This window comes from Micromonospora zhanjiangensis (assembly GCF_042650605.1).
Classification (GTDB): Bacteria; Actinomycetota; Actinomycetes; order Mycobacteriales; family Micromonosporaceae; genus Micromonospora_J; species Micromonospora_J zhanjiangensis.
On record NZ_JBHSBN010000013.1, the window covers coordinates 1 to 24,627 of the forward strand.

At 71.6% G+C, this 24,627-nt stretch carries 23 protein-coding genes; 14 read left to right on the forward strand and 9 right to left on the reverse strand.

Annotation, left to right across the window (positions count from 1 at the left end):
- Together ACFOX0_RS19035 and ACFOX0_RS19040 are read left to right on the forward strand one after the other, a co-directional pair.
- Positions 1 to 253: transposase family protein (locus ACFOX0_RS19035; RefSeq protein ID WP_377547712.1), on the forward strand; the 253-nt coding region annotated here is incomplete at its 5' end.
- Between the two features lie 40 nt (positions 254 to 293).
- Positions 294 to 1,034 carry a hypothetical protein gene (locus ACFOX0_RS19040; protein ID WP_377547714.1) on the forward strand — a complete coding sequence of 247 codons (741 nt, stop codon included), beginning with the start codon at positions 294 to 296 and terminating at the stop codon, positions 1,032 to 1,034.
- Between the two features lie 32 nt (positions 1,035 to 1,066).
- Here ACFOX0_RS19040 and ACFOX0_RS19045 read toward each other — a convergent pair whose 3' ends face one another.
- A complete protein-coding gene (locus ACFOX0_RS19045) occupies positions 1,067 to 2,440 on the reverse strand; it encodes a helix-turn-helix domain-containing protein (protein ID WP_377547717.1) in 1,374 nt (457 codons plus the stop codon).
- A gap of 244 nt (positions 2,441 to 2,684) precedes the next feature.
- Between ACFOX0_RS19045 and ACFOX0_RS19050 the strand changes: the two genes are divergently transcribed.
- From ACFOX0_RS19050 to ACFOX0_RS19065, 4 genes are all read left to right on the forward strand, one after another.
- Entirely contained in the window at positions 2,685 to 3,053 is a 369-nt protein-coding gene (locus ACFOX0_RS19050; protein ID WP_377547719.1) for a globin, read from the forward strand.
- A 223-nt stretch (positions 3,054 to 3,276) separates the two neighbouring features.
- Positions 3,277 to 3,996, forward strand: coding sequence for a hypothetical protein (locus ACFOX0_RS19055; protein WP_377547721.1), 720 nt, complete (start codon positions 3,277 to 3,279; stop codon positions 3,994 to 3,996).
- Between the two features lie 44 nt (positions 3,997 to 4,040).
- The gene (locus ACFOX0_RS19060; protein ID WP_377547723.1) at positions 4,041 to 5,171 is read left to right on the forward strand and encodes a hypothetical protein; all 1,131 of its coding nucleotides are present in this window, start codon (positions 4,041 to 4,043) and stop codon (positions 5,169 to 5,171) included.
- Positions 5,168 to 5,656 carry an NUDIX domain-containing protein gene (locus ACFOX0_RS19065; protein WP_377547725.1) on the forward strand — a complete coding sequence of 163 codons (489 nt, stop codon included), beginning with the start codon at positions 5,168 to 5,170 and terminating at the stop codon, positions 5,654 to 5,656. The genes ACFOX0_RS19060 and ACFOX0_RS19065 overlap by 4 nt, the downstream gene beginning before the upstream one ends.
- Positions 5,657 to 5,686: 30 nt before the next feature.
- On the opposite strand, the gene ACFOX0_RS19070 is transcribed toward ACFOX0_RS19065, so the two are convergent.
- The gene (locus ACFOX0_RS19070; protein ID WP_377547727.1) at positions 5,687 to 6,772 is read right to left on the reverse strand and encodes a helix-turn-helix domain-containing protein; all 1,086 of its coding nucleotides are present in this window, start codon (positions 6,770 to 6,772) and stop codon (positions 5,687 to 5,689) included.
- Positions 6,773 to 6,828: 56 nt separating this feature from the next.
- Between ACFOX0_RS19070 and ACFOX0_RS19075 the strand changes: the two genes are divergently transcribed.
- Both ACFOX0_RS19075 and tuf read left to right on the forward strand, forming a co-directional pair.
- Complete coding sequence (locus tag ACFOX0_RS19075; protein ID WP_377547730.1) at positions 6,829 to 8,454, forward strand: glycosyl hydrolase family 18 protein; 1,626 nt, start codon at positions 6,829 to 6,831, stop codon at positions 8,452 to 8,454.
- A 500-nt stretch (positions 8,455 to 8,954) separates the two neighbouring features.
- Entirely contained in the window at positions 8,955 to 10,142 is a 1,188-nt protein-coding gene (gene tuf / locus ACFOX0_RS19080) for an elongation factor Tu (RefSeq protein ID WP_377547733.1), read from the forward strand.
- Between the two features lie 49 nt (positions 10,143 to 10,191).
- Here tuf and ACFOX0_RS19085 read toward each other — a convergent pair whose 3' ends face one another.
- The 4 genes from ACFOX0_RS19085 to ACFOX0_RS19100 all read right to left on the reverse strand — a co-directional run bounded on the left by ACFOX0_RS19085 (position 10,192) and on the right by ACFOX0_RS19100 (position 14,930).
- Positions 10,192 to 12,528 (reverse strand): FtsX-like permease family protein, encoded by a 2,337-nt coding sequence (locus ACFOX0_RS19085; RefSeq protein ID WP_377547735.1) that lies wholly within the window; start codon positions 12,526 to 12,528, stop codon positions 10,192 to 10,194.
- Positions 12,525 to 13,193 carry an ABC transporter ATP-binding protein gene (locus ACFOX0_RS19090; protein ID WP_377548022.1) on the reverse strand — a complete coding sequence of 223 codons (669 nt, stop codon included), beginning with the start codon at positions 13,191 to 13,193 and terminating at the stop codon, positions 12,525 to 12,527. The genes ACFOX0_RS19085 and ACFOX0_RS19090 overlap by 4 nt, the downstream gene beginning before the upstream one ends.
- A gap of 122 nt (positions 13,194 to 13,315) precedes the next feature.
- Positions 13,316 to 13,840, reverse strand: a complete 525-nt coding sequence (locus tag ACFOX0_RS19095) for a PadR family transcriptional regulator (protein WP_377547737.1) — start codon at positions 13,838 to 13,840, stop codon at positions 13,316 to 13,318.
- A gap of 40 nt (positions 13,841 to 13,880) precedes the next feature.
- A complete protein-coding gene (locus ACFOX0_RS19100) occupies positions 13,881 to 14,930 on the reverse strand; it encodes a hypothetical protein (protein WP_377547739.1) in 1,050 nt (349 codons plus the stop codon).
- A gap of 296 nt (positions 14,931 to 15,226) precedes the next feature.
- Here ACFOX0_RS19100 and ACFOX0_RS19105 point away from each other — a divergent pair, with 296 nt between their 5' ends.
- From ACFOX0_RS19105 to ACFOX0_RS19115, 3 genes are all read left to right on the forward strand, one after another.
- Positions 15,227 to 15,775: a substrate-binding domain-containing protein gene (locus ACFOX0_RS19105; protein WP_377547741.1), complete on the forward strand. Its 549-nt coding sequence runs from the start codon at positions 15,227 to 15,229 to the stop codon at positions 15,773 to 15,775.
- 76 nt (positions 15,776 to 15,851) lie between these two features.
- Positions 15,852 to 17,258, forward strand: coding sequence for a class II 3-deoxy-7-phosphoheptulonate synthase (locus ACFOX0_RS19110; protein WP_377547743.1), 1,407 nt, complete (start codon positions 15,852 to 15,854; stop codon positions 17,256 to 17,258).
- Between the two features lie 85 nt (positions 17,259 to 17,343).
- Positions 17,344 to 18,360, forward strand: a complete 1,017-nt coding sequence (locus ACFOX0_RS19115; protein WP_377548024.1) for a threonine aldolase family protein — start codon at positions 17,344 to 17,346, stop codon at positions 18,358 to 18,360.
- A 92-nt stretch (positions 18,361 to 18,452) separates the two neighbouring features.
- Here ACFOX0_RS19115 and ACFOX0_RS19120 read toward each other — a convergent pair whose 3' ends face one another.
- Positions 18,453 to 19,304 carry a deoxyribonuclease IV gene (locus ACFOX0_RS19120; protein ID WP_377548027.1) on the reverse strand — a complete coding sequence of 284 codons (852 nt, stop codon included), beginning with the start codon at positions 19,302 to 19,304 and terminating at the stop codon, positions 18,453 to 18,455.
- Positions 19,304 to 21,298 carry a Stk1 family PASTA domain-containing Ser/Thr kinase gene (gene pknB / locus ACFOX0_RS19125; RefSeq protein ID WP_377547745.1) on the reverse strand — a complete coding sequence of 665 codons (1,995 nt, stop codon included), beginning with the start codon at positions 21,296 to 21,298 and terminating at the stop codon, positions 19,304 to 19,306. The genes ACFOX0_RS19120 and pknB overlap by 1 nt, the downstream gene beginning before the upstream one ends.
- 200 nt (positions 21,299 to 21,498) lie before the next feature.
- Between pknB and ACFOX0_RS19130 the strand changes: the two genes are divergently transcribed.
- Genes ACFOX0_RS19130 through ACFOX0_RS19140 form a run of 3 tightly spaced genes read left to right on the forward strand, consistent with a single transcriptional unit; the run spans position 21,499 to position 22,702 of the window.
- Positions 21,499 to 21,879 (forward strand): Rv2175c family DNA-binding protein, encoded by a 381-nt coding sequence (locus ACFOX0_RS19130; RefSeq protein ID WP_377547746.1) that lies wholly within the window; start codon positions 21,499 to 21,501, stop codon positions 21,877 to 21,879.
- A 17-nt stretch (positions 21,880 to 21,896) separates the two neighbouring features.
- Complete coding sequence (locus tag ACFOX0_RS19135; RefSeq protein ID WP_377547748.1) at positions 21,897 to 22,298, forward strand: lycopene cyclase domain-containing protein; 402 nt, start codon at positions 21,897 to 21,899, stop codon at positions 22,296 to 22,298.
- Positions 22,295 to 22,702 (forward strand): lycopene cyclase domain-containing protein, encoded by a 408-nt coding sequence (locus tag ACFOX0_RS19140; protein WP_377547750.1) that lies wholly within the window; start codon positions 22,295 to 22,297, stop codon positions 22,700 to 22,702. Before ACFOX0_RS19135 ends, ACFOX0_RS19140 begins: the two co-directional genes overlap by 4 nt.
- Positions 22,703 to 22,801: 99 nt before the next feature.
- Here ACFOX0_RS19140 and mptB read toward each other — a convergent pair whose 3' ends face one another.
- The gene (gene mptB / locus ACFOX0_RS19145) at positions 22,802 to 24,622 is read right to left on the reverse strand and encodes a polyprenol phosphomannose-dependent alpha 1,6 mannosyltransferase MptB (protein WP_377547753.1); all 1,821 of its coding nucleotides are present in this window, start codon (positions 24,620 to 24,622) and stop codon (positions 22,802 to 22,804) included.
- Between the last annotated feature and the right edge of the window lie 5 nt (positions 24,623 to 24,627).

The following is a 24,627-nucleotide window of genomic DNA, read 5'->3' on the forward strand; positions in this document are numbered from 1 at the left end:
CGACAAGGGCTACCAGGGAACCGGCCTGACCACGCCGTACAGGAAGCCACCCGGCCGGGACCTCACCGACGTCCGACGGGCCTGCAACACCGCGATCAACCGCATACGGGCCGCCGTCGAACGCGCAGTCGCTCACCTCAAGAACTGGAAGATCCTCAAGACCGGCTACCGCCGGTCTCTCCACGACTTCCCACGAGTGCTACGCACTGTTACGAAGCTGGAGATCTATCGATGGTCCACCCGACCCTTTTGAAAAAGGCTCCGGTGTTGTGCGGCATGTGAGGATCCTTGGATTGGGGCACAACCGCGACCGGATTTCGGCGCTGTTGCGAAGGAGGCCGGACGGCTTCGACGATCAGGGCACCCCTTGGTACGTCGGAATCCTCTATCAGGGGATTTCAGATCATTACCTTGAGAAGCAGGTTGGTATTGTTACCCGCGCCGGCCACGTTGGTTGCGTCTATCCGTACGTTTCTAGTGGAGGGCTGCACGATCTAGTTGGCAGCCTTGGTCCGCATTACGAATACTTGGCAGTCCCCCTCGTCGCCAACGGTAGCGAGTTGGAAATGGTCCTGCCAGACACCTCCTGCTTCAGTTTCTTCGACTGGGCTATCGGGGACCTGGGTGTTGAACTTGCGCCATGGAGGCTGAATAGATCCAAAATTCTTGCTCTGCATCTACTTCGTCATGGTGTCAGTTCGAGCTGGTTTCAGCTTGTACGGAAATTTGCTCTGCTGGCGCTTGGGCCCGGGCTTGTGGCGCTCGAACCGCTGATGCTTTCAGAAAATTTTTCGGTGCTTTATGAGCAAGGTGGCGATGACGAAATGCGTCAAATGAAGCAAATCTTCCGGTTCGGCGGTATCAAGGTTTCGACTGATCTTGCTGGTATGCCCTCTGTTCTTGTGAGTAGGAGCAGCGTTCAGAGGTCGAGGCGACTGCTGGTTCGAGAAGCCGTTTCCCGTGGTATCCCTGTCATGCGTCCGGACACCTTCGCCGGGAGAGTCATTGAATCACTCGCCCTCCGGGGGTGGTGACGGGTCAGGTTTCCCACATCATAGGTGTCGATTCAACTTGCTTCGGTGCAGAGGGTAGTGATCTTTTCGTTGAATGTACGCACGACGAGATTGGCGCGATGTGGGGCGAGCAGGTTGTCGAGGTGCTTCATGCGTGCATTTCCTCGGGCGCTCGCGACACCTGTCGACAACTTTAGTGCAAGAAGTGCGACCGAGGCTGCCTGCTCTGGGTCGCCATCCTGGAGATGTGCCTCGGCCAGCCAGGACAGGTACAGCGCTTTCTCGCGTCCATGGTCGTCGTCGTAACCCGGCACCACACCACCCAAAAGCTGGATCGCCTTTTTCGGTTTTTGTAGCTCGACCTGGCATCGTCCAGCCATGACTTCAGCTTCCGCGCGGTCGAGCCAATAGACCCATTGAGGATCCTCCGCCGAAGGCTCGTCGATGGCCGCGTCCTCCACCGCTTCAAGGGCGCGAGCAGTTTCCCGACTGTCACCGAGCCGGGCGTTGGCCCAAGCGAGGCGATCGAGCAGCATGGCTCGTACTCGCGCCGTGCCCTGAGAGCGGGCGCCCTGATAAGCGGTGGATGCGAGCACCACCGCTTCCCGCGGATCGCCGATGTTGGCGACCTGGTACGCGAGCGATGACAGCAGGTTGGCTGCCAGCGGCTCGTCTCCGGCGGCATGTGCGGCTGCGGCTCCGCCGAGGTAGAACCGTTCCGCATGCTCGGTCAGCCCGGCGTCACTCGCCACCCAGCCTGTGAGTTGGCACAGCTCGCCGAGGGCCGCGAGCAGGTGGCGACCGGTCTTTTCCGTGTAGGTCGCCTCGCGGACCAGATCGAGCGTGGCTCGAAGTTCCCGGTACACGAGATCGTAGAGATCACCTCCGCCGAGATGGTCGTCCATTCGGCGCAGTGCCTCGGTTCGATCGCGGATCAGTTGAGCCATGAGCCCCCCGACTCGGCGACCCCTGTCGAGCTGAGCGAGCTGGGGTGGCGGGACGGTGCGCCACTCCTGTGACAGCCGCAGGGCTGAGTCGGGAGCGAGCTGGTCGTCTGCGGTGAGGAAGGCCGCCAATTCCTCCGTTCGATCCGCATCCCAGGTTTGCGCGGAGATGCTTACCTTGGCGGCGCGGTCGCGGCATTCAACAAACGACCCTGCTGGGCACTGAGGCACCTCGACAAGGTGGGTACCTTGACCCTTCCGCGTCGCTCCGTCCCTAACGTCGTCTAGCAGGTCAGCAAGTTGCTCGGGCGACACGGCGAGTGCGTCGGCGAGCCCTGGACGAATCCATGGTTGGGGTGAGGATTCGGCGCGTTCCCAGCGGACGACGGTGGTGCGGTCGACGCCGAGCTTTTCGGCGAGGCTTTCCTGGCTGTGGCCGACCGTCCGGCGGCGTTGCGCGAGGCGGTGTCGCTTCAGGGGCATCCCCGTCGCCCTTCATAGCGGAATGTGATCGAACGGATCTACACAGTTACTCCGCTCGGGATCGGAACGCAACACCCCTGCACCGGTTCTGCCGGTCTGCCGCCCTGTGGTCGAACTGCCCTGCTCGCGAGGGTGGACGCATGGCCCGGGGCGGGTGCCGGCTCCGGCGGGGAAGTGACCCGAAGACTTCTCCGCCGCTCCCGCCCGCCTCGGCGTCAATCCACTGTCGAAGGAGAGGCGGCGCATGGGAGTGGACTGTGGGGCGTACCCGGGGAATGGTTTTGACTGGCTCGGGCCGGCGGGGGTGCGGATGGCGGTGGACCGATGGCTGCGGCTGGTGGCGGCGGACAGCGAGTTGGCGCCGTACCTGATCGGGGTGGACCTGGTCCGGCTCGGCGGGCATCTGGCGCTGCTGCTGACGGCGGCGCTCGGCGGTCCGGTCGGGGCCGTGGCCCGGCCTGACGCGGCCGGCGGGTGGCGCGGTCTGGGGCTGACCGAGGCGCAGCACCGGCGGGTGGTCGACTACCTGGGCGGGGTGCTGTGGGCGTTCAACGTGCCCGTCGAGGTGGTCGAGGCCGCGCGGCGGGCGTTCGCCGACGAGGCAGGCTCGTGACCGCCGCCGCCGCCGGGCTGCGCGCCACCTGGGCCGAGACCGTTCGGCTGTCGGACCGGTTCGACCTGCCGGGCGATAACCTCCCGGGAGCATTGCTCTCCTGACTGCTCTGGAGTGGTGACGCGTCCACTCGCATTTTGTCGTTCCTACGGAAACGTTCCTCAGGCGCCGCTGCCAAAGCGATAATGCGCAGCAGTCGGCCCTGGGGAGGTGGCGGCGCATCATGTCGGTCCGTGAGCGTCGCGATCCACTGCTGCTGCGGTTGAAGCAGGCGTTGACGGCCGCGAGTGCATCGGCGCCGCCGGTCGAGAAGACGGACGCCGGCATCGACGTGGAAACCGCCCGCAAGATGTTGTTGACCGATTTCGAGCAGGCGTTCGTCCTGCACAACGACTACAAGGACGCGGAGCGGGATCTCTACAAGCTGAGTCTGCGCATCCTTGCTTTTCCGGTCCTGGTGGCCGGCGCGCTGGTTTCCGCGAAACTGATCTCGTCGGTCGGTCAGGTCGGCACCGTGCTGCGGTTGCCGATCATCTACGTCGCCGCGCTGGTGGCGGGCGTCCTCAACACGATCGTGTTACGCGCATACGTGGTCACCGACCGGGTGCAGACCGAGGCAAAGCACCAGGTCAACCGGCTGCGAAGCCTCTATCTGCACGCGCTTGCCGCAGAGTTCCCCGAAGGCTGGGAACCGGTCTGGGGGTCGACCAACCCTTACCTGGAGAGCCGTCGCAAGCTCAAGGCCGCGGCACTCACCTCGGTCGTCATCGGCATCCTCAACGCCGCGTACGTCGCCGTCGGCGTCGATCGGCTGATCGCCTACGGGGCTCATGTTGCCTGGCCACTGTGGCTCTCGGTGGTGACAGGGGCGCTCTACTTCGCGATTCAGATGGAGGTCACATGGGATTTCCTACGCCGGATCCGGCGTGCTCAGTCGAAGTAGATCAGCCGGGATCCATGCCGCGATTCTCCCGGGGCCAGGACCCGGTGGCCTTCGACTTCCATACCACGGTCGCGCTGATCGCCGACTACGGTGAGCCGATCTTCGCTGCCCTCCGCAGACTTCGGGCAGTGGAGCATCTGTTTCCCCGAATGTCCCTGCTGCACCGTGACGCGCTCGACGTGGAACTGCTGTTCCGCCAGAACCTGCCGGCCGCTGCCTTGGGTCTCCGGCTCGGCGCCGACCCGGCCGAAGTAGCGGAGTACGTCAGAATCTATGCGTTGGGCCAGACGCTCATCCTCAACAACATGGATCGGCACCTCGACCTGTCCTCGGCCCACTCCATACGGGACCCCGCGCTACTACTCGCCGACGTCAACTCGACGATGTGTTTGGCGGTCACCAGTGTCCTGACGATGGTACGAGAGGCCGCCGTGACACCTGCCGGGGTCCGAGCGCTGCCCGTCATGGCGAGCGTCACCGCTGAAATCGTCCAGTCGATGTACGACAACTATGCCGGACGCTTCGACCAAGACGTTCTCCGTAATCCGGAACGGCTGGTCACCTGGTATCGCGAGTCGGACCAGTCACGGCACCTGGGGTCGGGGTTCTACTCCTCCGGGGTTCTCGGCCTACTCGCCTTCATCGGCGCACGCGTCCCGGATGGCTTGGTTGAGGTGCTGCGGGACATGCGTCGACTGCGCCAGCGGGTGGACGAGTTGACCGACCTGTTCGAGGACACCGTGACCGGGCTGGTGAGCTACCCGATTGCCATGGGCCTCGGTCGGCCGGGGATAGCGGCCGACCTCCGAAAACTGATCGACCGGTTGTGGGGCCGCTCTCAGCAGATCATCGGCAGTGGCGAGCGCGACGCCGGCAGACTGAATCTGGAGCTGACCCGGGACCCGGAGCTGATCGAGACCTACGAGTCTGTGTTGGACGTTCTGCTCGCGGGTGGCATCATGCGGGAGTGTCACCGGGAGGCAGACGTACTGTGGGAGCGGATCGCGTCCAACCTGGCGGAAATGGACGCCTGTTTCGGCGTACCGTTGACCGCGATCATCGACTTGAAGCGGGCGCTGCTCGACCGGGTGGCGTCCACTGACTGGCGGGACGATCGGCCTCCCCATACATTCTTGGAGATGGTTGAGGCGGCAGGGCTGGGAGAGGCGCTATGACATCCGAGGTGCGGCTCGAAAACTCCGCCAAGGCTGTCATCCTCGACCGTGACAAGGTGCTCCTGCTCCGGTACCTGGACCGGAAGATGGGCCTCGGGGTCTGGTACTCGCTCCCAGGTGGGCGGCAGCGGTTCGGCGAGACCCTGGAGGAGGCGCTCGTCCGGGAGTGCCGGGAGGAGATCGGCGCGGAGGTCACGCCGGGGCGTCTGCTTTTCGTCCGGGAGTACATCCATTCCCGGCACGAACTCGCTGGGACGGGGCGGGATCAGCACAAGGTCGAGTTCTACTTCCTCGCCGAACTCGGCACGGAGATTTCAGCCGACTACGTGGCAGACGAGTCCGTCTCCGACGAGGGGCAGCAGGGGCTGTGCTGGTGCAGCCTGGCGAATTTGCATGATCTGAACATCTTCCCCACCGGTCTGCGCCAGCTTGGCAACACCCTGAACGCGGATGACGCCGAGACGTACTGGGGTGACACGTACTGACCACCCCAGCCTGCCCGGTCTTTCCGGAACTCACGGAGTCAGGTCCACCTCGTCGCGGGCGGGTAGGTCGTCCGGGCCGATCTGGCCGTGCATGAGTTCGACCGCCCGGCGACCCGTCAACAGGTCACGTCGCCATGCCTGCATGACCGCGTGCGAATAGCCGGGCGGTACCCGTACCGCGTCCAGATCGGGCTGCGGTGCCCAGCCGACGGCATCCATGAACTCGGCCCGAGTCGGGGTCGCCTGATTCCAGGCCCGTCGAGTCGCCGGATCGACCCAGCCGGCCTGCTCCGCCTGCCGGAGTGCCAGCGACCACGATGTTCGGTACTCGGCGGCGAGTCGGATGAGATTCTCGCGTGTGGGGGCATGGTCGCTCGCGGCGAACGCCTCCCCGGGTAACAGGAGCTCGGCGGCGAAGGCGTTGATGAGGCCTTCCCGGTCGGCTCGGGACCGGTGGACCGCGAGATCGCTGGAGTACTCGTCGCCGAGCACCAGGTGGCCGAGTTCATGCGCTGCGGTGGCCCGACGTCTGCCCGGGTCGCCGGTGGTGCTGACAACGGCCACGGCCAGGTCCGCGTCGAGCAGGGAAGCGCCGTCCCCGGGCAGGCCGGTCACGAGGACGTACTGCCCGCAGCGTTCGGCGAATTCCATCAGCGTCTCGATGGGGCGCGTGCCGGCGTTTCGAAGCTTGCGCAGCCACCGAGCCGCGTCCCGGGCATCGGCTTCCGATTCGACACGCGCGTCGTACCGCGCGGGCGGCCGGATCCGTATCATGCCCAGGTCGGCCAGCTGCCGAACGTCGCGCAGCCACGCGGACAGGGCCACCTCCAGCCGTTGGGAGGTGCGTGCCGCGTCGGTGTCGCTGTCCTCGGTCAAGAGCTCGGTACGGTGCGAGATCACCGCCGGTCGTCGCACGAGGAGATGATCGATGGGTACCCCGAGCGTGGCGGCCAAGCGGACCAGTTCCAAGGCGTCCACCCGTCGGGTACCCGCCTCGATCTTGGCGACCATGGTCCGGTCCAATCCGATGCGTTGGGCCAGATCGACCTGAGACAAGCCGACGCCCAGCGCGCCACGGATCGACATATTGACATCTTGACGTGGCAGGTGACTCATGAGTAGCGTCTCAGCAACCTTTTAGTAAAGGTTCCTAACTGTTAGGGAGGCGCCCCATGAGAACACCCCTGCGTCGGGCCGGGTGGGCCGGCGCCGCGTTCCTGCTGGCGGTGACCGCCGTACCGGTCACGGCCGCTCTCGCCGCCGGCAGCGTCACCACCACCTTCGCCAAGGTCCAGGACTGGGGGACCGGGCACGAGGGCCGGGTGACCGTCAGCAACGGCACCGACGCGTCGGTGACCACCTGGCGGGTGGAGTTCGACCTGCCCGCCGGCACCGCGATCAGCAGCTTCTGGGACGCCGACGTGACCCGGACCGGCGACCACTACGTGGCCGTGAAGAAGAGCTGGGCCGGCCCGCTCGCCCCGGGCACGTCGTTCAGCTGGGGCTACAACGGCACCGGCGGCTACCGGGCGCCGCTGAACTGCACCGTCAACGGCGCGCCCTGCGGCGGCGGCACCCCGCCGCCGACCACCGCGGCACCCACCACGGCCGCACCCACCACCGCGCCACCCACGACCGCGCCGCCGACCACCGCGCCACCCACCACCGCCCCACCGCCGACGGGCGGGAAGAAGCTGGTCGGCTACTTCGCCGAGTGGGGCGTCTACGCCCGGAACTACCACGTCAAGAACATCCACACCAGCGGGTCCGCGGACAAGCTCACCCACATTCTGTACGCCTTCGGCAACACCGCCGGCGGCCGGTGCGCCATCGGCGACAGCTACGCCGACTACGACAAGGCGTACACCGCGGCGGACAGCGTCGACGGCGTCGCGGACACCTGGGACCAGCCGCTGCGCGGCAGCTTCAACCAACTGCGCAAGCTCAAGCGGCTGCACCCGCAGCTCAAGGTGCTCTGGTCGTTCGGCGGCTGGACGTGGTCGGCCGGCTTCACCCAGGCGGCGCAGAACCCGGCCGCGTTCGCCGACTCCTGCTACAACCTGGTCAAGGACCCGCGCTGGGCGGACGTCTTCGACGGCATCGACATCGACTGGGAGTACCCCAACGCCTGCGGCCTGCAGTGCGACGCCAGCGGCCCGAACGCCTTCAAGAACGTGGTCTCCGCGCTGCGCAACAGGTTCGGCGCGGGCTCCCTCGTCACCGCCGCGATCACCGCGGACGGCAGCAACGGCGGCAAGATCGACGCCACCGACTACGCCGGCGCCGCCGGCAACCTCGACTGGCTGATGCCCATGACGTACGACTACTTCGGCGCGTTCAACCCGCAGGGCCCGACGGCCCCGCACTCGCCGCTGACCTCGTACGCGGGCATCCCGCAGGCCGGCTTCTACGCGGACGCGGCGATCCAGAAGCTGAAGAGCAAGGGCGTACCGGCCGGCAAGCTGCTGCTCGGGATCGGCTTCTACGGCCGGGGCTGGACCGGGGTGACCCAGGCGGCACCGGGCGGCTCGGCCACCGGCGGGGCGCCCGGCACGTACGAGACCGGCATCGAGGACTACAAGGTGCTGAAGAACAGCTGCCCGGCCACGAGCACGGTCGGCGGTACCGCCTACGCGCTGTGCGGTAACAACTGGTGGAGCTACGACACCCCGGCCACCATCGGCGGCAAGATGTCCTACGCCAAGGGCCAGGGCCTCGGCGGCTCGTTCTTCTGGGAGCTGTCCGGCGACACCGGCAACGGCGAACTCATCACCGCCATGCGCTCCGGCCTCGGCTGAGTTGTCGGGAGGGGTCCCTCGTACATCCGGAGGTGATGACGGGGGGCCCTTCCGCGTATCCGGCGGGGAATATCGGTGGAGCGGACTGGCGTTGCGGGCTAGCGTGAGCGGCATGTTCGGCATCGACGGTTTCGTGCGGCCCGTGGGGTTCCCCCTGCCGGGTGCCGCCGCCGTCGTGTGCCCGGGGCCGGTCCGGCCCGGCCGACTGAACCTTTTTCAACCTCCCCTTACGGGGCGTCGTTGGTTGAGGTCAAAGAGCGCGCTTGCGCGCCGCGCGGTTCAGGTTGAAAAAGGTTCACTGGATAGCGGCGCGCGAGGCTGACCCTCCTCCCGCTCCAGCAGAACCCACGGAGGAGGGTGGCCCGGTTTCCCCGGACGCCACCCGTCGGATCGTGGCGCCCGGACGCGTGGTTCTGACGCGGATCTCTCCCAGCGGGGTGGCGCCCCGCCCGCGTGACACCGTTCCGCCGACCGTCCATCCACAAAGGACGCGATCAGTCATGGCCAAGAGCCAGTTCACCAGGACCAAGCCGCATCTCAACATCGGCACGATGGGGCACGTCGACCACGGCAAGACGACCCTGACCGCCGCCATCACCAAGGTGCTCGCCGACCGCGACCCGGCCGTCAACCGGTACGTCGCGTTCGACGGCATCGACCGCGCGCCGGAGGAGGTCGCCCGGGGCATCACCATCACCATCGCGCACGTCGAGTACGAGACCGCGAACCGGCACTACGCGCACGTGGACATGCCGGGTCACGCCGACTACGTGAAGAACATGATCACGGGGGCGGCGCAGGTGGACGGGGCGATCCTGGTTGTCTCGGCGCTGGACGGCGCGATGCCGCAGACCCGCGAGCACGTGCTGCTCGCCCAGCGGGTCGGCGTGCCGTACCTGGTGGTGGCGATGAACAAGGCGGACGCGGTGGCCGACCCGGAGCTGCTCGACCTGGTCGAGCTGGAGATCCGCGAGCTGGTCAGCGAGTACGGCTTCCCCGGCGACGAGGTCCCGGTGGTCCGGGTCTCGGCCCTGCGCGCGCTGGAGGGCGACCCGGAGTGGACCGGTTCCATCGTCGAGCTGCTCGACGCGGTGGACCGGTACGTCCCGGTGCCGCCGCGTGAGCTGGCCGAGCCGTTCCTGATGCCGATCGAGAACGTGCTCACCATCTCCGGCCGCGGCACCGTGGTGACCGGGGCGATCGAGCGCGGCACGCTGCGGGCCGGTGACCCGGTCGAGGTGGTCGGGCTCGGTCCGACGCTGAGCACCGTGGCCATCGGGCTGGAGTCGTTCGGCCGGACGCTGGACACCGCCCAGGCCGGGGACAACGCCGCGGTGCTGCTGCGCGGAATCAAGCGGGACCAGGTGCGCCGGGGTCAGGTGGTCGCGCTGCCGGGCAGCGTCACGCCGCACCGCCGGTTCACCGCCCGGCTGTACGCGCTGACCACCGCCGAGGGTGGCCGGCGTACCCCGTTCCACGCCCACTACCGGCCGCAGTTCTACTTCCGTACCACCGACGTGGTCGGCGCGGTCGACCTCGACGGACGGGAGCAGGTCGCGCCGGGCGACACCGTCGACCTGCGGGTCGAGCTGGGCCAGCCGGTGGCGATGCACGCCGGCCTCGGCTTCGCGGTCCGCGAGGGCGGCCGTACGGTGGCCGCCGGCACGGTCACCGAACTGCTCGACTGAGGCCGGGGACCGGGGTCTCTCCCACGGGGAGGGACCCCGGTCCCCCCGGCTACTCGGTGCGCAGGCCGTCGGCCCGGGTGAGCCGCCACAGCACCGGCATGCTCAGCCCGGTCACCAGGAACACCACGGCCGCGCCGAGCCCGGCGGTGAGGCCGACCACCGACCAGTCCACCGAGAGCGGCACCTCGACCAGCCGCAGCAGGACGGCACCGAGGCCCAGCCCGAAGACGACCGCCAGGGCCAGACCGGCCGCCACCGGTACGGCGGTCTGCCACCACACCGACCAGCTCAGGGTGCCCCGCCGGGTGCCGACGGCGACCAGCATGGACAGCAGCCGGCGGCGTTCCCGCAACTGTTCCAGGGTGCCCACCAGCATGCTGACGCCGATCAGCAGCAGGGTTACCACCGCGCCGAGGTAGAGGCCGCGCCGGATGTTGGCGAACTTCGGCTGCTCCTGAACGACCGCCGTCTGCGTCGAGACGGTCGCGAGCGGGTCGACCGACAGGGCGGCGCTGCGCAGCCGTTCGAGCGCGTCCGGGTCGGACCGGTCCAGGTCGACGTACCGCTCGACCCGCAGCCTGGACAGGCCGGCGACGTCGATCGCGCCGGGGGTGGCCAGCAGCACGTCGCGGCTCCACCCGGCCGGGTCGACCCGGGCGGGCACCACGCGGGTGCTCGGCGGCAGCGTCCAGGTCCGGCCCGGATCGTCGGCCCGGCCGCTGCCGACGGTCAGCCTCGCCCCCGGTACGAAACCGGCGCGGGACGGGTCGACACCGTCGGTGTTCTCCGCGTCGGCACACCGCGCGGCCACGTCCTCCTGGCGGCCAGGTGCGCAAGCGTCGGCCACGAAGACGTCGCCGTCGCGGCACCGGTCCAGCCGCGCGAACTCCGCCAGCGCGGCACAGTCGCCGACCCGCAACCAGAGCATCGGGGCATCCTGGTCGGTCGAGCCGGCCGGGGTCGCGAAGGCCAACAGGGTGGCGGCCGTGAGGGTCGAGCCGGGCAGGTCGCCGCGCCCGGCGGCGGCAACGGTGGAGACCAGTACGTCCGTCCGGGCCCGGTCGTTGCCGACGTGCTCGGTGAACTCGTGCTGGATGCCGGCGAACAGCATCTGCAGGCCGATGGTGCCGGCCACCGCCACCGCGATCCCGTTGACCAGCCGGGCCGAGGTGGCGCTGTCCAGTTGCAGCCGCCGGACGGCGAGCTGCCACGGGACCGGGCCACCGCGCAGCCGGCGTACCAGCAGGTCCACCAGCCAGGGCAGCAGCGCGACCGTGCCGATCAGCAGCAGGGTGGCGCCGGTCGCGACCTGCAGGTCGACCAACCGGGAGGAGCCGGCCCGGACGCCGCCGACCAGCGGGTAGAGCAGTAGCAGCCCCAGCGCCGGCAGGACCAGTCGCCACCACAGCCGGCGCCGGCCGCCGACCGACCGCCGGGTCACCCCGAGCGGCTCCACCACCACCCGGCGCAGCGACCCGAGCGCCACCAGCACGGCGACCACCGGCACCGCCACCGCGATCGCGGCCACCAGGGCCGGCGCCGGCCGCAGGTCGTCGGCGTACGCGCTGAGGTCCCAGAGGGTGACCAGCGGCACCAACTGGCGGCCGAGCGCGAAGAGCGCCCCGCCGACCAGGAGCCCGAGCAGCGCGCCGGCCGCCGCCTCCCCGGCGGCGAGGCGGCCGATCATGCGGGTGTCGGCGCCGACCAGCCGGACGGCGGCCAGCCGGCGGTCGCGGCGCTCGCCGCCGAACCGGACGGCCGCGGTCAGGAAGACCGCGATCGGCAGCAGCAGCACGACGAAGATGATCGCCACGAGCAGGGCCAGGACCGGGCTGAACGCCTCGCCGGGCAGGCCGCCACCGAAGCGGTCCAGCCGCATCGCCCGGTCGACGGTCAGCGTGTCGCTGCCGCGGTAGAAGGCCAGCTCGTTCGGGCCGGCGAGGCCCTGCGCGCCGATCACGCCGGCGACCCGGGCGCCGCCCAGCCGGGGGGCGAACAGCGCGGCGTCGGGGGAGCCCAGCAGGTCGCGCAGGGCGGGGGAGACGTACACCTGGTCGGCGGTGGGCAGCGCGGGGATGCCGGGCGGCACCGGTGCCGCCGGGCCCTCGGCGCGCAGCAGCCGGCCGCGTACCGGTCGGCCGTGGAACTCGGTCTCGACCGGAGCGACCAGCAGGGTGTTCGCGGCGGCCGGGATCGGCTCGCCCAGCCGCAGGTCGTCCCGCGCGTCGCCGCGCGCCTGCCGGGCCGACAACGCCGCCGGCACGGCGGCCGCGAGCAGCAGCAGCGCCACCCCCACGCCGACCCCGAACGCGGTGAGCAGGGTCCGCGTCCAGCCCTCCCGACCGCCGGTGACCGCCAGCCGCGCGCCCATCAACAGCTCGGTCACCGGACCGGCTCCAGATCCCGGGTACGCCCGTCGCGCACCACCACCTCCCGGTCCGCGTACGCCGCGACCCGGGCCTCGTGGGTGACCAGCACCACCGCCGCGCCGCTGTCCCGGGCCGCCCGGGACAGCAGGCGCATCACCCGTTCGCCGTTGAGCGAGTCCAGTGCCCCGGTCGGCTCGTCGGCGAAGACCACCCGGGGTTCGGTGACCAGGGCGCGGGCCACCGCCACCCGCTGGCCCTGCCCGCCGGAGATCTCCCCGGGCCGCTTGTCGGCCAGCTCGGCGACCTCCAGCCGGGCCAGCCACTCGTCGGCCCGGCGTTCGGCCTCGCGCCGGCCGGTCCGGTCCAGCCGCAACGGCAGGGCGACGTTCTCCCGACAGGTCAGCTCCGGTACGAGCTGTCCGAACTGGAACACGAAGCCGAACGCGCCGCGGCGCAGCGCGCTGCGTTCGGCGTCCGAAAGCTCCGACAGTGACCGGCCCCGGTAGCGGACCTCGCCCGAGTCCGGCCGGACGATGCCGGCCAGGCAGTGCAGCAGGGTGGACTTGCCGGACCCGGACGGGCCCATGACGGCGAGCATCTCGCCGGCCGCCACGGTCACCGACGCGCCGGCGAGGGCCGGGGTCGCGCCGTACGTCTTGTGCAGCCCGGCGGCGACCAGCAGCGGTTCCTCGTCGGCGTCCCGGCGGTCGGCCGGCGGTGCGTCGGTCGTCGCCGCGATCGCCGCGTCGGCGCGGCCCGCGTGACGACCCGTCGCGTCCCGGTGGCCCGGGGTGTCGGCGGGGCTCACGACCGGACCTTCTTCGCCAGCTCGTCCAGCCGGGCGGCGGTCAGCTCCAGCCAGCGCAGGTCGGCCTCCAGGTGGAACAGGGCGTGGTCGCAGATGAGCTGGTCGGCCAGGTCGCCGTCGGTCTTGCGCCGGGTCAGCTCGCGCATCAGCCGCAGGTGCTCGCCGCGCTGGGTGTCCAGCAGGTCGGCGGCGGGCCGGCCGGTCAGCAGGGCCAGCACCACCTTCGTGTAGAGCGTTGACTGCAGGTAGGCGTCGGGCTTCTCCGGGGTGGCCAGCCAGCGTCGCACGTCGGTGACGCCGGCCTCGGTGATCGCGTACCGCTTGCGGTCCGGCCCGCCGCCCGGCTCGGTCCCGTCCACCTCGACCAGGCCGTTGCGCAGCAGCCGGGACAGGGTGGCGTAGACCTGGCCGACGTGCAGCGGACGGTCCCGACCGAACTGTTCGTCGTACGCGCGCTTCAGGGTGTAGCCGTGGCTCGGCCCGGTTTCCAGCAGGCCGAGGACGGTCTGTCCAAGTGACATGCGGAGCACTATACACATGGTGTGTACATGGTGTGTTTAGTTAATCGGACCGGTTGCTGGTCCCAACCTCTGCCGGAACATCCATGGCGGGCCACCGCGTCGGTCCGGTGGTCCGCCGGCCCGTGACGGCGTCGCCCGGGTCCGGGTACGACTCGACCAGACCGAAGACCACCGTGACCGCGAGCAGCAGGCCGGCCATCGCCTGGACCGTCAGGACCAGGGCGTACCCGCCCACCGCCGGGCCGCCCTCGAACGGGCTGCCCGGTGCCAGCAGCACGATGAGCTGGTACGCGCCCCACCAGAACATCGCACCGGCACCCACCCAGGCCGCCGCGAGCGGTACCCAGACGCGGGCGGTCCCGGGCCGGCGGGCCGCCAGACTCATCGACCCGAGCACGCCGAGCAGCCCGAACAGTACCCAGGAGGCCTCGGTCACCTGCTGGATCGCCTCCCGCCCGGCCCGCATCGTGGCCGGTTGCCCGGCGGTGCCGCCGAACGCCCAGTACAGGTGCATGGCCATGGCCGGCGCGGCGAGGACGGCGGCCGCGACGGTCGCCAACACCCGTACGGAGTCGGTGGCGCCGGACCGTACGGCGCGCACCGGACGACTGAGATAGCCACCCCACCGACGCCGGACGTGCAGCGTGAAGGCCAGCGCCAGGCCGGTGCCCTGCAGGACGAACCCGGTGTAGACCACGGCGTACACCCAGGGCCGCAGGCCGGCGAACCGGTCGCCGCCACCTCCCGTCGCGGAGCCGGTGAGCGCCTCGACGAGCCCGGCCGCCGGCGCGGCGACCATCACGGGGGCGAGCAGGCCGCTGGCCACCCAGAACGGGAACAGCAGCACCCAGACCGGGAGCCGCCGACCCCAACGGTGCACCAGGGCCAGCGCGAGGACGGCACCGGCCAACTCCATCGCCGCGGTCACCGCGTTGGCCGTCAGGTACGCGCCGCCACGCATGATGCCCGGGCGGTCGAGGCCGATGTCGCTGCCGGCCAGCCAGGCGATCTTGATGGCCAGGTACGGCATCATGGCCGCCACGCTGGCGTACCCGATGAGGCGATGCAGCCGCGGCTGTCCGTTTGTCATGGCGTCCAGCCTGGCGCGCCGGTCGGTGCCCGTCCTCCCTTGTCGGTGGGGGTGCCGATCCCCCGCGCGGGGGAGCGTGGCCATGGCGCGGGGTTGGCGACAGGCATCCCGGCGCTAACCGTCACCGAGCGTACCGAGGGCGAGGGCGGTCCGGCGTCGTCGCATCGGCGCTCGCGCCGAACAGTTAAGTTTGTTAATTGTTTATCGACGGTAATGCCTGGCGCGCATCCTCGTCAATGTCCGGACCCGTCGGCCCGAGCGGTCGGGCGGTTTCGGTGTGCGGGCGGATCCGGGTGGTGAGCGGGCTGGCCGCCGCCAGCACCAGCGCCAGGCCGGCCATCGTCACCAGGGCGGTGCGCAGCCCGGCGGCCCCGGCGATCGCGCCGACCAGCGCCGGACCGACCAGGAAGCCCAGGTACGCCGACGAGGCCACCGAGGTCGACGTGAACGACCACCGGCAGGGCGAGGCCGCCGCGGCGGCGCTGCTGGCCCCCGGTGCTCCGCCGGCCGCCGGCACGACGGTGCCGGCCGGTCCGCCGCGGGCGATCGTCACCATGGGCGACCAGTTGGCCCGCGGGGTGCTGCGGGCCGCCGCCGAGCGGGGCCTCGCGGTGCCCGGGCAACTGGCGGTGACCGGCTGGGACGACTCGCGGGCGGCGACCGAGGCCCGACCGGCACTGACCACCGTCCGGCAGTCGCTGCGCGACCAGGGGTACGCCTGCGCCCGGGCGGTCCTCGACCTGTCCGCGACCGATCCGCCCCCGACCCTCGCCGACCGGTGGGAACTGGTCGTCCGGGAGAGCACCGGGCGGAACGCGTCGGGATCTTCCGTCGACCCGCCGTGATCAGCCGACTCCCAGCACCCGGAAACGATCCCCCTCGCCGGAACCCCGCCGGGGCGGTCGCCGTACGCTTTCAGACATGCGCCATGAGTGGCATCAGTTGAGCTACCCCTCGGTGGGGAACCCCGGACTCCAGACCAGCCGCCCGACCGACAACACGGCCGAGGACGAGGCGTTGGGCCTGGACCGATGGCGCGAGCTGCCCCGGGCGCAGACCCCGCCATGGCCCGACCAGGCCGCCGTCGACCAGGTGTGCAAGGTGCTCGACACGGTGCCGTCCGTGGTCGCGCCCTACGAGGTCGACCTGCTGCGGGTCCGGCTGGCCCTGGTCTGCGAGGGCAAGGCGTTCCTGCTGCAGGGCGGCGACTGTGCCGAGACCTTCACCGACAACACCGAGAGCCACCTGCTGGCCAACGCCCGGACACTGCTGCAGATGGCGGTCGTGTTGACCTACGGCGCGTCGCTGCCGGTGGTCAAGGTGGCCCGGGTGGCCGGGCAGTACACCAAGCCCCGGTCGCTGCCGACCGACGCCCGCGGCCTGCCGGCGTACCGCGGCGATATGATCAACTCGCTGGAGGCGACGCCGGAGGCCCGGGTCGCCGACCCGCAGCGGATGATCCGGGCGTACGCCAACTCGGCCGCCGCGATGAACATGCTGCGCGCCTACATCGGCGGCGGGCTGGCCGACCTGCACGCCGTGCACGACTGGAACAAGGGCTTCGTGAAGGACTCCCCGGCCGGCGAGCGCTACGAGGCGATCGCCCGGGAGATCGACCGCGCCCTGGCCTTCATGCGGGCCTGCGGCATGACCGACAACGAGGCGCTGCGCACGGTCACCCTGTTCTGCTCGCACGAGGCGCTCGCCCTGGAGTACGACCGGGCGCTCACCCGGGTCTCCGACGGCCGGGCGTACGGGCTGTCCGGGCACTTCCTCTGGGTGGGCGAGCGGACCCGGCAGCTCGACGGGGCGCACATCGACTTCATCTCCCGGGTGGCCAACCCGATCGGCGTGAAGCTCGGCCCGACCACCTCGCCGGACGAGGCGATCGAGCTGTGCGAGAAGCTCAACCCGGACAACATCCCGGGCCGGCTCACGTTGATCAGCCGGATGGGCAACCACAAGGTGCGCGACGCGCTGCCACCGATCGTGGCCAAGGTCGCCGCGGCCGGCGCCAAGGTGGTCTGGCAGTGCGACCCGATGCACGGCAACACCCACGAGTCGTCAAACGGCTACAAGACCCGGCACTTCGACCGGATCGTCGACGAGGTGCTCGGCTACTTCGAGGTGCACCGCGGCCTGCAGACCCACCCGGGCGGCCTGCACGTCGAGCTGACCGGGGAGAACGTCACCGAGTGCCTCGGCGGCGCCCAGGGCATCGAGGACCTCGACCTGCCCGACCGCTACGAGACCGCCTGCGACCCGCGGCTGAACACCCAGCAGTCGCTGGAACTGGCCTTCCTGGTGGCGGAGATGCTCCGTGGCTGAGCCGGCGCCGCAGCTCGCCGGCGGCGGCTCCGACACCGCTGCCGCGACGGGACCGGCCGGTGCCGCCGGCGGGGGAGCCGGGCCGGTGGACCTGCGGTCCGACACGGTGACCCGGCCCACGGCCGCGATGCGGGCGGCGATGGCCGACGCCGAGGTCGGCGACGACGTGTTCGGCGAGGACCCGACCGTGGCCGCGCTGGAGGCCGAGGTCGCCGCGCTGTTCGGGCACGAGGCGGCGCTGTTCGCCCCGACCGGGTCGATGGCCAACCAGATCGCCCTGCAACTGGTCGTACCGCGCGGCGAGGAGCTGCTCTGCGACGCCGACGCGCACGTGGTGACGTACGAGCTGGGCGCCGCAGCCGCGTACGGCGGGATCTCCGCGCGGACCTGGCCCGCTCTCGGCGCGGAGCTGGACCCCGACGTGGTGGCCCGGATGGTCCGGCCGGACGGCTACTTCGCGGTGCCAACCCGGGCGATCGCCGTCGAGCAGACCCACAACCGGGGCGGCGGTGGGGTGATCCCGCTGGCCACCCTGCGTGAGCTGCGCCGGATCGCCGACGAGCACGACCTGGCCGTGCACTGCGACGGCGCCCGGATCTGGCACGCGCACGTCGCCGACGGCGTGCCGCTGGCCGAGTACGGCGCGCTCTTCGACACCCTGTCGGTCTGCCTGTCCAAGGGACTCGGCGCCCCGGTCGGCTCGCTCGTGGTCGGCAGCGCCGAGAAGATCGCCCGGGCCCGGCTGGTCCGCAAGCGGCTGGGCGGCGGGATGCGGCAGGTCGGCATCCTCGCCGCCGCCGGCCGGTACGCCCTGGCACACCACGTGGACCGGCTCGGCACAGACCACGCCCGCGCAGCCCGGCTGGCCGAGGCCGTCGCCCCGTACGGGGTGCTGGCCACGCCGGTGCGGACCAACCTCGTCCCGCTCGACCTGACCAAGCACCCGCTCGACGCGCCGGCCCTGGCCGCCGCCGCCCGGGCCGAGGGCGTGCTGATCTCGGTGCTGGGCCCGCGTACCGCGCGGCTGGTCACCCACCTCGACCTGGACGACGCCGGGGTGGACCGGGCGATCGAGGTGCTCACCACCGTCCTGCGCGGCTGACGCGACGCCGGCCACGGCGGACCGGACCGGATCGGCGGCATTCGGACCCGGCGGCCGCCGCCGGAGCGGTGGTCCGGGCGCCGCTCGGCCGGTCAGGGATGCAGCCGCTTGAGGGTGGCGATGTCGGCGGCGTGGCCGGCGTGCTTCTCGGTGGGCGTCTCCACCACGACCGGCACCCCGGCCACGGCGGGATGGCGCATCAGCTCGGCGAACGGGGCCTCGCCGATGGCGCCCCGGCCGATGTTCTCGTGCCGGTCCCGGGTCGAGCCGCACGGATCCTTCGAGTCGTTGGCGTGCACCAGCCGCAGCCGTCCGGCGCCGACCGTCTCGACCAGCGCGTCCAGGGTCGCGGTCATCCCACCCGCGACGGCCAGGTCGTGACCGGCGGCCCAGGCGTGGCAGGTGTCGAAGCAGACCCCCAGCGCCGGGTGCCGGTCCACGGCGTCCAGGTACGGCCCCAGGTGCTCCACCCGGGAGGCCAACGACCGGCCGCCACCGGCGCTGGGCTCGACCAGCAGCCGCGGCCCGCCGGTGGCGTCGATCCCGTCCAGCAGCGGCAGCAGCGCCTCGCGTACCTGTCGCATGGCCGCCTCGGCGTACCCGGCGTCCACCGCGCTGCCGGCGTGGAACACCACCCCGGCGGCGCCGATCGCGGCGCCCCGGCGCAGCGCGTGAGCCAGCGTCTCGGTCGACCGCCGGACCGTCTCCGGTGTCGGTGAGCCCAGGTTGACCAGCAACGAGGCGTGGATGTAGACGGGAATGCCCCGGGCGGAACAGCCGGCCCGGAACTGCGCGTCCTGCACCGGGTCACCGGCCGGCAGCGCCCAGCCCCGGGAGTTGCTCACGTAGACCTGTATCACGCCGGAGCCGGCCGCGTCGGCGTACGGCAGGGCCGCCCGGGCCAGGCCGCCCGAGGTGGGCGTGTGCGAGCCGATCGGGGTGATCACAGGCACACGATGGTGACTTGGGAGCCCGGCGGCACGGGGGTGTTCTCCGCCGGGTTCTGGAACCGGACCACGCCGTTCGGGTTGCCCTGCGGGACCGGAGCGAGCCCCTGGCCCTGGAGCGTCTGCTGGGCCTGCGGGCAGGGCAGGTCCACCACCCGCGGCACCGCGACGGCCGGCGGGCCCTTGCTGACCTTGAGCTTGACCTCGGCGCCCTTCTCCACCCCGGTGCCGTCCGCCGGGCTCTGGCTGATCACCTCGTCCTTGGGCTTGTCCGAGTCGACGTACTCCTCGACCGGCGTCAGGCCGAGCTGGGCCAGGGCGTTCCGCGCATCGTTGATGTTCTTGCCGGCCAGCGGCGGGACGGACAGTGGCGCCCGGCCCTTGCTCACCGTCACGGTGATCTTGTCGCCCGGCTTGACCTGGCTGCCGACCTTGGGGTCGACGGCGGTCACCACGCCGGCCGGCAGGTTGTCGTTGTACTGGTCCGGTCCGCGGACCACGGTGAGCCGCAGCTGCTGCAGATCGGCCTCGGCCAGGTCGAAGGTCTTCCCGGTGACGTCCGGCACCTCGTAGCGCTCCGGGCCGAGCGACAGCACCAGGGTGATGGTGCTGCCCTTCACGATCCGGTCCCCGGTGGCCGGGGTCTGGGCGAGCACGACGTCCTTGGCGGCCTTCTCGTCGTAGCGGGGGGTGCCGAGAGCGATGGTGAAGCCCGCCTTCTCGGCCTGGGCCTCGGCCTGCGCCTTCGTCATGCTGACCAGTTGCGGCGCCACCGTGTAGCGGCCGATGCCGAACCACCAGCCGCCCAGGGCGACGACCAGGCCGAGCACCACCAGGCCGGCCAGCACGGCCCGCCGGCCGCGCCGGTCGGCCATCAACTGGGCCCAGACGGTGCGTACCCGGTCGGTCAGGCTCTCCGCACGCTGCGGTTCGGCGCGGCGCCGGCCCGGCTGGGTCCGCTCGGCCGGTCCGGGCAGCCGGGCCCAGCTCGGCCGCTCGCCGCCGCCGGCCCCGGTGCCGGGACCGGCCAGCGCGGACACGATCATCGTGGGCTGGTCCACCTTGCGCAGCACCGCGGTCTCGGCGCTGGACACACTGCCCAGGTCGTCCCGGGCCACCTGCACCTCGGCCAGCAGCGCGCCGGCGTCCGTCGGGCGGGCGCCGGGATCGCGCCGGGTGGCCCGGGCGACCAGCTCGTCCAGCGCCGGCGGCAGGCCCGGCACCAGCGTCGAGGGCCGCGGTACGTCCCGGTCGACGTGCTGCCAGGCCACGTCGACGGCCCGGTCACCGTCGTACGGCACCCGGCCGGTGAGCATCTCGAACAGCACGATGCCGGCCGCGTAGACGTCGGTCCGCGGGTCGGCGTGCCCGTCGGTGACCAACTCCGGCGCGACGTACGCCACGGTGGCCATCAGCTTGCCGCCGTTCTCGTCCTCGGCGCTCGCCTCGACCGCCCGGGCCAGCCCGAAGTCGGCCACCTTGACCACGCTGTCGATCAGGTTGCCGGACCCACCGCTGGGTGCCTCGGCGACCAGCACGTTCTCCGGCTTCACGTCCCGGTGCACCAGGCCGGCCCGGTGCGCGGCGGCGATCGCGGCGAGCATCTGCTCCAGGATCGCCAGCGCCTCGGCGGGCTGCAGCCGGCGCCGCTCGCCCAGCAGGTCACGCAGGGTACGCCCGCGGACGTACTCCATCACCAGGTAGGGCAGGCCGGCGTGGGTGCCCTGGTCGTAGACCGCCACCACGTTGGGGTGGGTCAGCCGGGCGATGGTCTTGGCCTCGTCGGTGAACCGCTCCAGGAAGCCGGGCAGCCGGGTCTGCGCGTCCCGCGCCTGACTCGGGTGAAGGATCTTGAGGGCCACGGTGCGCTCCAGGCGCTCGTCCGTGGCCGTGTACACGGTCGCCATGCCTCCACGGGCGACCCGACCGCGGATGCGGTAGCGCCCGTCGATCAGCGATCCCAGTAACGTGTCGGCGACCTGAATGTCCATCGGCAGGCAGTCTATGTCTCCAGAGGGTGGCGGCAGAACAGGATGCCACAGCCGACACCCCGGGAAAATCCGGGCCGGTCAGCAGGGGTGCCGGGTCGGCACCGGCGGTACGCCGTCGCCGGCCTCCGGGTGGCGGTGTCGCCGGCCCGTGGATCGGGTGTCGTTGGTGTCCGGCCCGGTCGGCATGGCAGGGTTGCCAGGTGAACGATTCACGACCCGCCGGGGCAACCGGTTCCGGCCCCGCCCAGACCGGCCCCGCCGACTGGCTGACCCTGCCCGACGTCGCCGAGCGACTCGACGTGACGATCAGCAAGGTCCACCAGATGATCCGCGAACGGGAGCTCATCGCGGTCCGCCGGGACGGCATCCGCCGGGTACCGGTCGAACTGGTGGCGAACGCCACCGTACGCAAGCACCTGCCCGGCGTCCTCACCCTGCTGCGCGACGCCGGGTACGACGACGACGAGATGCTGCACTGGCTCTACGAGCCGGACGACACCCTGCCCGGCACGCCGGCCGAGGCGCTCGGCGGGGATCGCGCCCGCGAGGTGAAGCGCCGGGCGCAGGCGCTGGGCTTCTGACCGGAAAATCGGAAGCGATGCGGCATTTCGCCTATCTGGCGGTCCTGGCCGGTTGTCTGGTCGCCGCGCTGTGGCTGGAACCGGTGCTCCGGGTCAACGTGCTGCGCCGCTGGCGCCGGCTGCTGCTCACCCTGCTGCCGGTGGTGCTGGTCTTCGCGCTCTGGGACCTGGCCGCCATCGCCGCCGGGCACTGGACCTTCGACCCGGAGCAGACCACCGGGGTGCTGCTGCCCGGCGGGTTGCCGCTGGACGAGGTGCTGTTCTTCGTGGCCGTACCGGTCTGCGCGATCCTCGGCTTCGAGGCGGTCCGCGCGGTCCGCGGCTGGCCCGCCGGGGACGAGCCACCGCCGTCGGGGGGTGAGCCGCCGCCGGCCGCGAACGGGTCGGCCACCGGCGGAGCGGATCGGGGACGCTCGTGACGTACACCGTCGCGGCGCTGCTGGGCGTGCTCGGTGCGGTGGCCGTGGACCTGCTGGTGCTGCGCACCCGGCTGGTCCGCCGGCCGGTCTTCTGGGCCACCTACCCGATCATCATCTTCTTCCAGTTGATCTCCAACGGCATCCTGACCGGTCGGGACATCGTCCGGTACGACCCGGCCGCGATCATCGGCCTGCGCATCGTGTACGCGCCGGTGGAGGATCTGTTCTTCGGGTTCGCCCTGGTCCTGCTCACCCTGTCGGTGTGGGTCTGGCTCGGGCGGCGCGGCGTGCAGCGTGGCCCGGTCGCCGGGGAGAACAGCCCGCTGCTGCGCCTGTTGGCCCGTCGGCCCGGCGGGCCGCCGGCCGGTGGTCGTCCGGAGCCCGACCACGAGCATCAGTCGTGAAACTGCCCAGCCCTCGGCGTGTCGGACAGTTTTCCGACTGATGCTCGTGGGACGTGGTCCGGGCGGTTCGGTGGCCGGAGGGTTGACGGGTCCGGTCGGTCAGTGGGGCGGACCGTCGCACAGCCGACGGGCGGCGCCGGAGCGCACCGCCCGCGCGGCGGCCACCACCAGCAGCACCAGCAGCACGACGTCCAGCAGGGCACCCGGCAGCTTGGTGCGGACCGCGAGACCCAGCCCGTCCGGCAGCACCAGGAGGGCCAGCCCCAGCGTCGCCGCCGCCAGTCGGCGGACCCACCGCGGATCGGCCACCCCGGCGGCGAGCACGGCGAACGGCACCAGCGCGTACCAGGGGTAGAAGACCGGCGACAGCACCGCCAACGCCGCGAACGTCACCCCGCAGGCCGTCACCACGACCCGCCGCGCGGCGGTGCGGGACGCCGGACCGTCAACGGTGACCTCTGCCACGCCGGTCGGCCCGGCCGAGCCCGGGTCGACACCGGCCGAGCCCGGACCGACACCGGCCAAGCCCGGGTCGACACCGGCCGAGCCAGCCGGTTCCACCGGGCCAGGCATCCGGACCGCGCGGAGCGTCGCCCGGCCGGCCCGGAACAGCAGGAGCGCGCAGATGCCGGCCAGCGCCACCAGGCCGGCCAGCCGGGCCACCGCCACCGCCGGGTCCACCGCCGCCGGCTGCCCGAGCAGCCGGAACAGGTAACCCACCGCCATCCCCACCCCGGTCGGCAGCGACGTCCACTGCACCAGCGAGCCGGTGCCGGACAGCGCGCCCACCCAGCCGAGCCCGAGGTCGGTGGCCAGGCTCAGGACCGCGAACGTGAGCAGCACGCCACCGCCGACCGCGGCCGCCGCCCGCCGCACGGCGCGGGGCCGCCGGCCGAGCACCGCCAGCATGATCGCGAACGGCACCGCCACCAGCGCCGTCACCTTCACCGCCACGGCCAGCCCGAGCAGCACCCCGGCCACGGCCGACCAGCCGACGCCGGTCCGATCCGTGCCGACCGCCGGCCGCCCACCGGCACCCGGCCCGCCGACCGGGCTGCCCGTAGCGGTGCCGTCCGAGGTGACCGGCCGTGGGCCGTCGGCGGTCGGCGGCCGGTCCTCGTCGGGGGTGCGGCCGGGGTCGGCCACCAGGGCCAGCGCGGCGACCACCAGGCCGATCACCAACCCGTCGTTGTGCGCGCCGGACACCAGGTGCACGGCGACCAGCGGGGAGAGCAGGCCCAACCAGAGCGCCGTCCGGGGGTCGACGCCGCAGGCCCGGGCCAACCGGGGGAGGAACCCGGCCACCAGCGCCGCGCCGGCCAGCGCGACCACCCGCAGCAGGCCCACCGTGACGAGCAACTGCGGGTCCGCGGCGCCGGCCACGGTCCGGGCGACGGCCACCGCCGCGCCGGACAGGGCGACCGCGAGCGGCCCGTACGGCGTCGGGGTGTGCTGCCACAGCACCGGCACCGCGTCGGTCCACCGGCAGCCGCCGTCGGCCACCCCGACGCTGTACGGGTCGACCCCGTCCAGCCACAACGCGCCCTGACAGGCGTACGAGTAGAGGTCGCGGCTGGCGGTCGGCGGCGCCACCAGCAGCGGCAGCGCCCAGCACGCGCCGGTCACCAACAGCCACCGCGACGCCGGCACCATGCCGCCGGCCCGCGCCGGGCCGCCGTCCGGTACCGGTCCGCCGGTCCGGAGCGGGACGCCGAGCCGCCACCACGCCGCCGACAGCGTCACCAGCCCGATCAACCACACGACCAGACCCCACCGGTACGCCGTACCGGTCGGGTCGCCGCCCGGCAACGCCCCGGCCCGGTACGCCCCGGCGGCCATCAGCACGCTGCCGACCAGCCCCGCCACGCGCAGCCGTCGGGGTCCGGCCACCCGTGGCCGGGACCGTCGCCGCTCGGTCACCGCGG

Excerpts from the sequence above, each read along its gene's own strand:
- ACFOX0_RS19045 (WP_377547717.1), bottom strand. The coding sequence starts at position 2,440 with ATGCCCCTGAAGCGACACCGCCTCGCGCAACGCCGCCGGACGGTCGGC.
- ACFOX0_RS19050 (WP_377547719.1), top strand. The coding sequence starts at position 2,685 with ATGGGAGTGGACTGTGGGGCGTACCCGGGGAATGGTTTTGACTGGCTC.
- ACFOX0_RS19055 (WP_377547721.1), top strand. The coding sequence starts at position 3,277 with ATGTCGGTCCGTGAGCGTCGCGATCCACTGCTGCTGCGGTTGAAGCAG.
- ACFOX0_RS19065 (WP_377547725.1), top strand. The coding sequence starts at position 5,168 with ATGACATCCGAGGTGCGGCTCGAAAACTCCGCCAAGGCTGTCATCCTC.
- ACFOX0_RS19070 (WP_377547727.1), bottom strand. The coding sequence starts at position 6,772 with ATGAGTCACCTGCCACGTCAAGATGTCAATATGTCGATCCGTGGCGCG.
- ACFOX0_RS19075 (WP_377547730.1), top strand. The coding sequence starts at position 6,829 with ATGAGAACACCCCTGCGTCGGGCCGGGTGGGCCGGCGCCGCGTTCCTG.
- tuf (WP_377547733.1), top strand. The coding sequence starts at position 8,955 with ATGGCCAAGAGCCAGTTCACCAGGACCAAGCCGCATCTCAACATCGGC.
- ACFOX0_RS19095 (WP_377547737.1), bottom strand. The coding sequence starts at position 13,840 with ATGTCACTTGGACAGACCGTCCTCGGCCTGCTGGAAACCGGGCCGAGC.
- ACFOX0_RS19100 (WP_377547739.1), bottom strand. The coding sequence starts at position 14,930 with ATGACAAACGGACAGCCGCGGCTGCATCGCCTCATCGGGTACGCCAGC.
- ACFOX0_RS19110 (WP_377547743.1), top strand. The coding sequence starts at position 15,852 with ATGCGCCATGAGTGGCATCAGTTGAGCTACCCCTCGGTGGGGAACCCC.
- pknB (WP_377547745.1), bottom strand. The coding sequence starts at position 21,298 with ATGGACATTCAGGTCGCCGACACGTTACTGGGATCGCTGATCGACGGG.
- ACFOX0_RS19135 (WP_377547748.1), top strand. The coding sequence starts at position 21,897 with ATGCGGCATTTCGCCTATCTGGCGGTCCTGGCCGGTTGTCTGGTCGCC.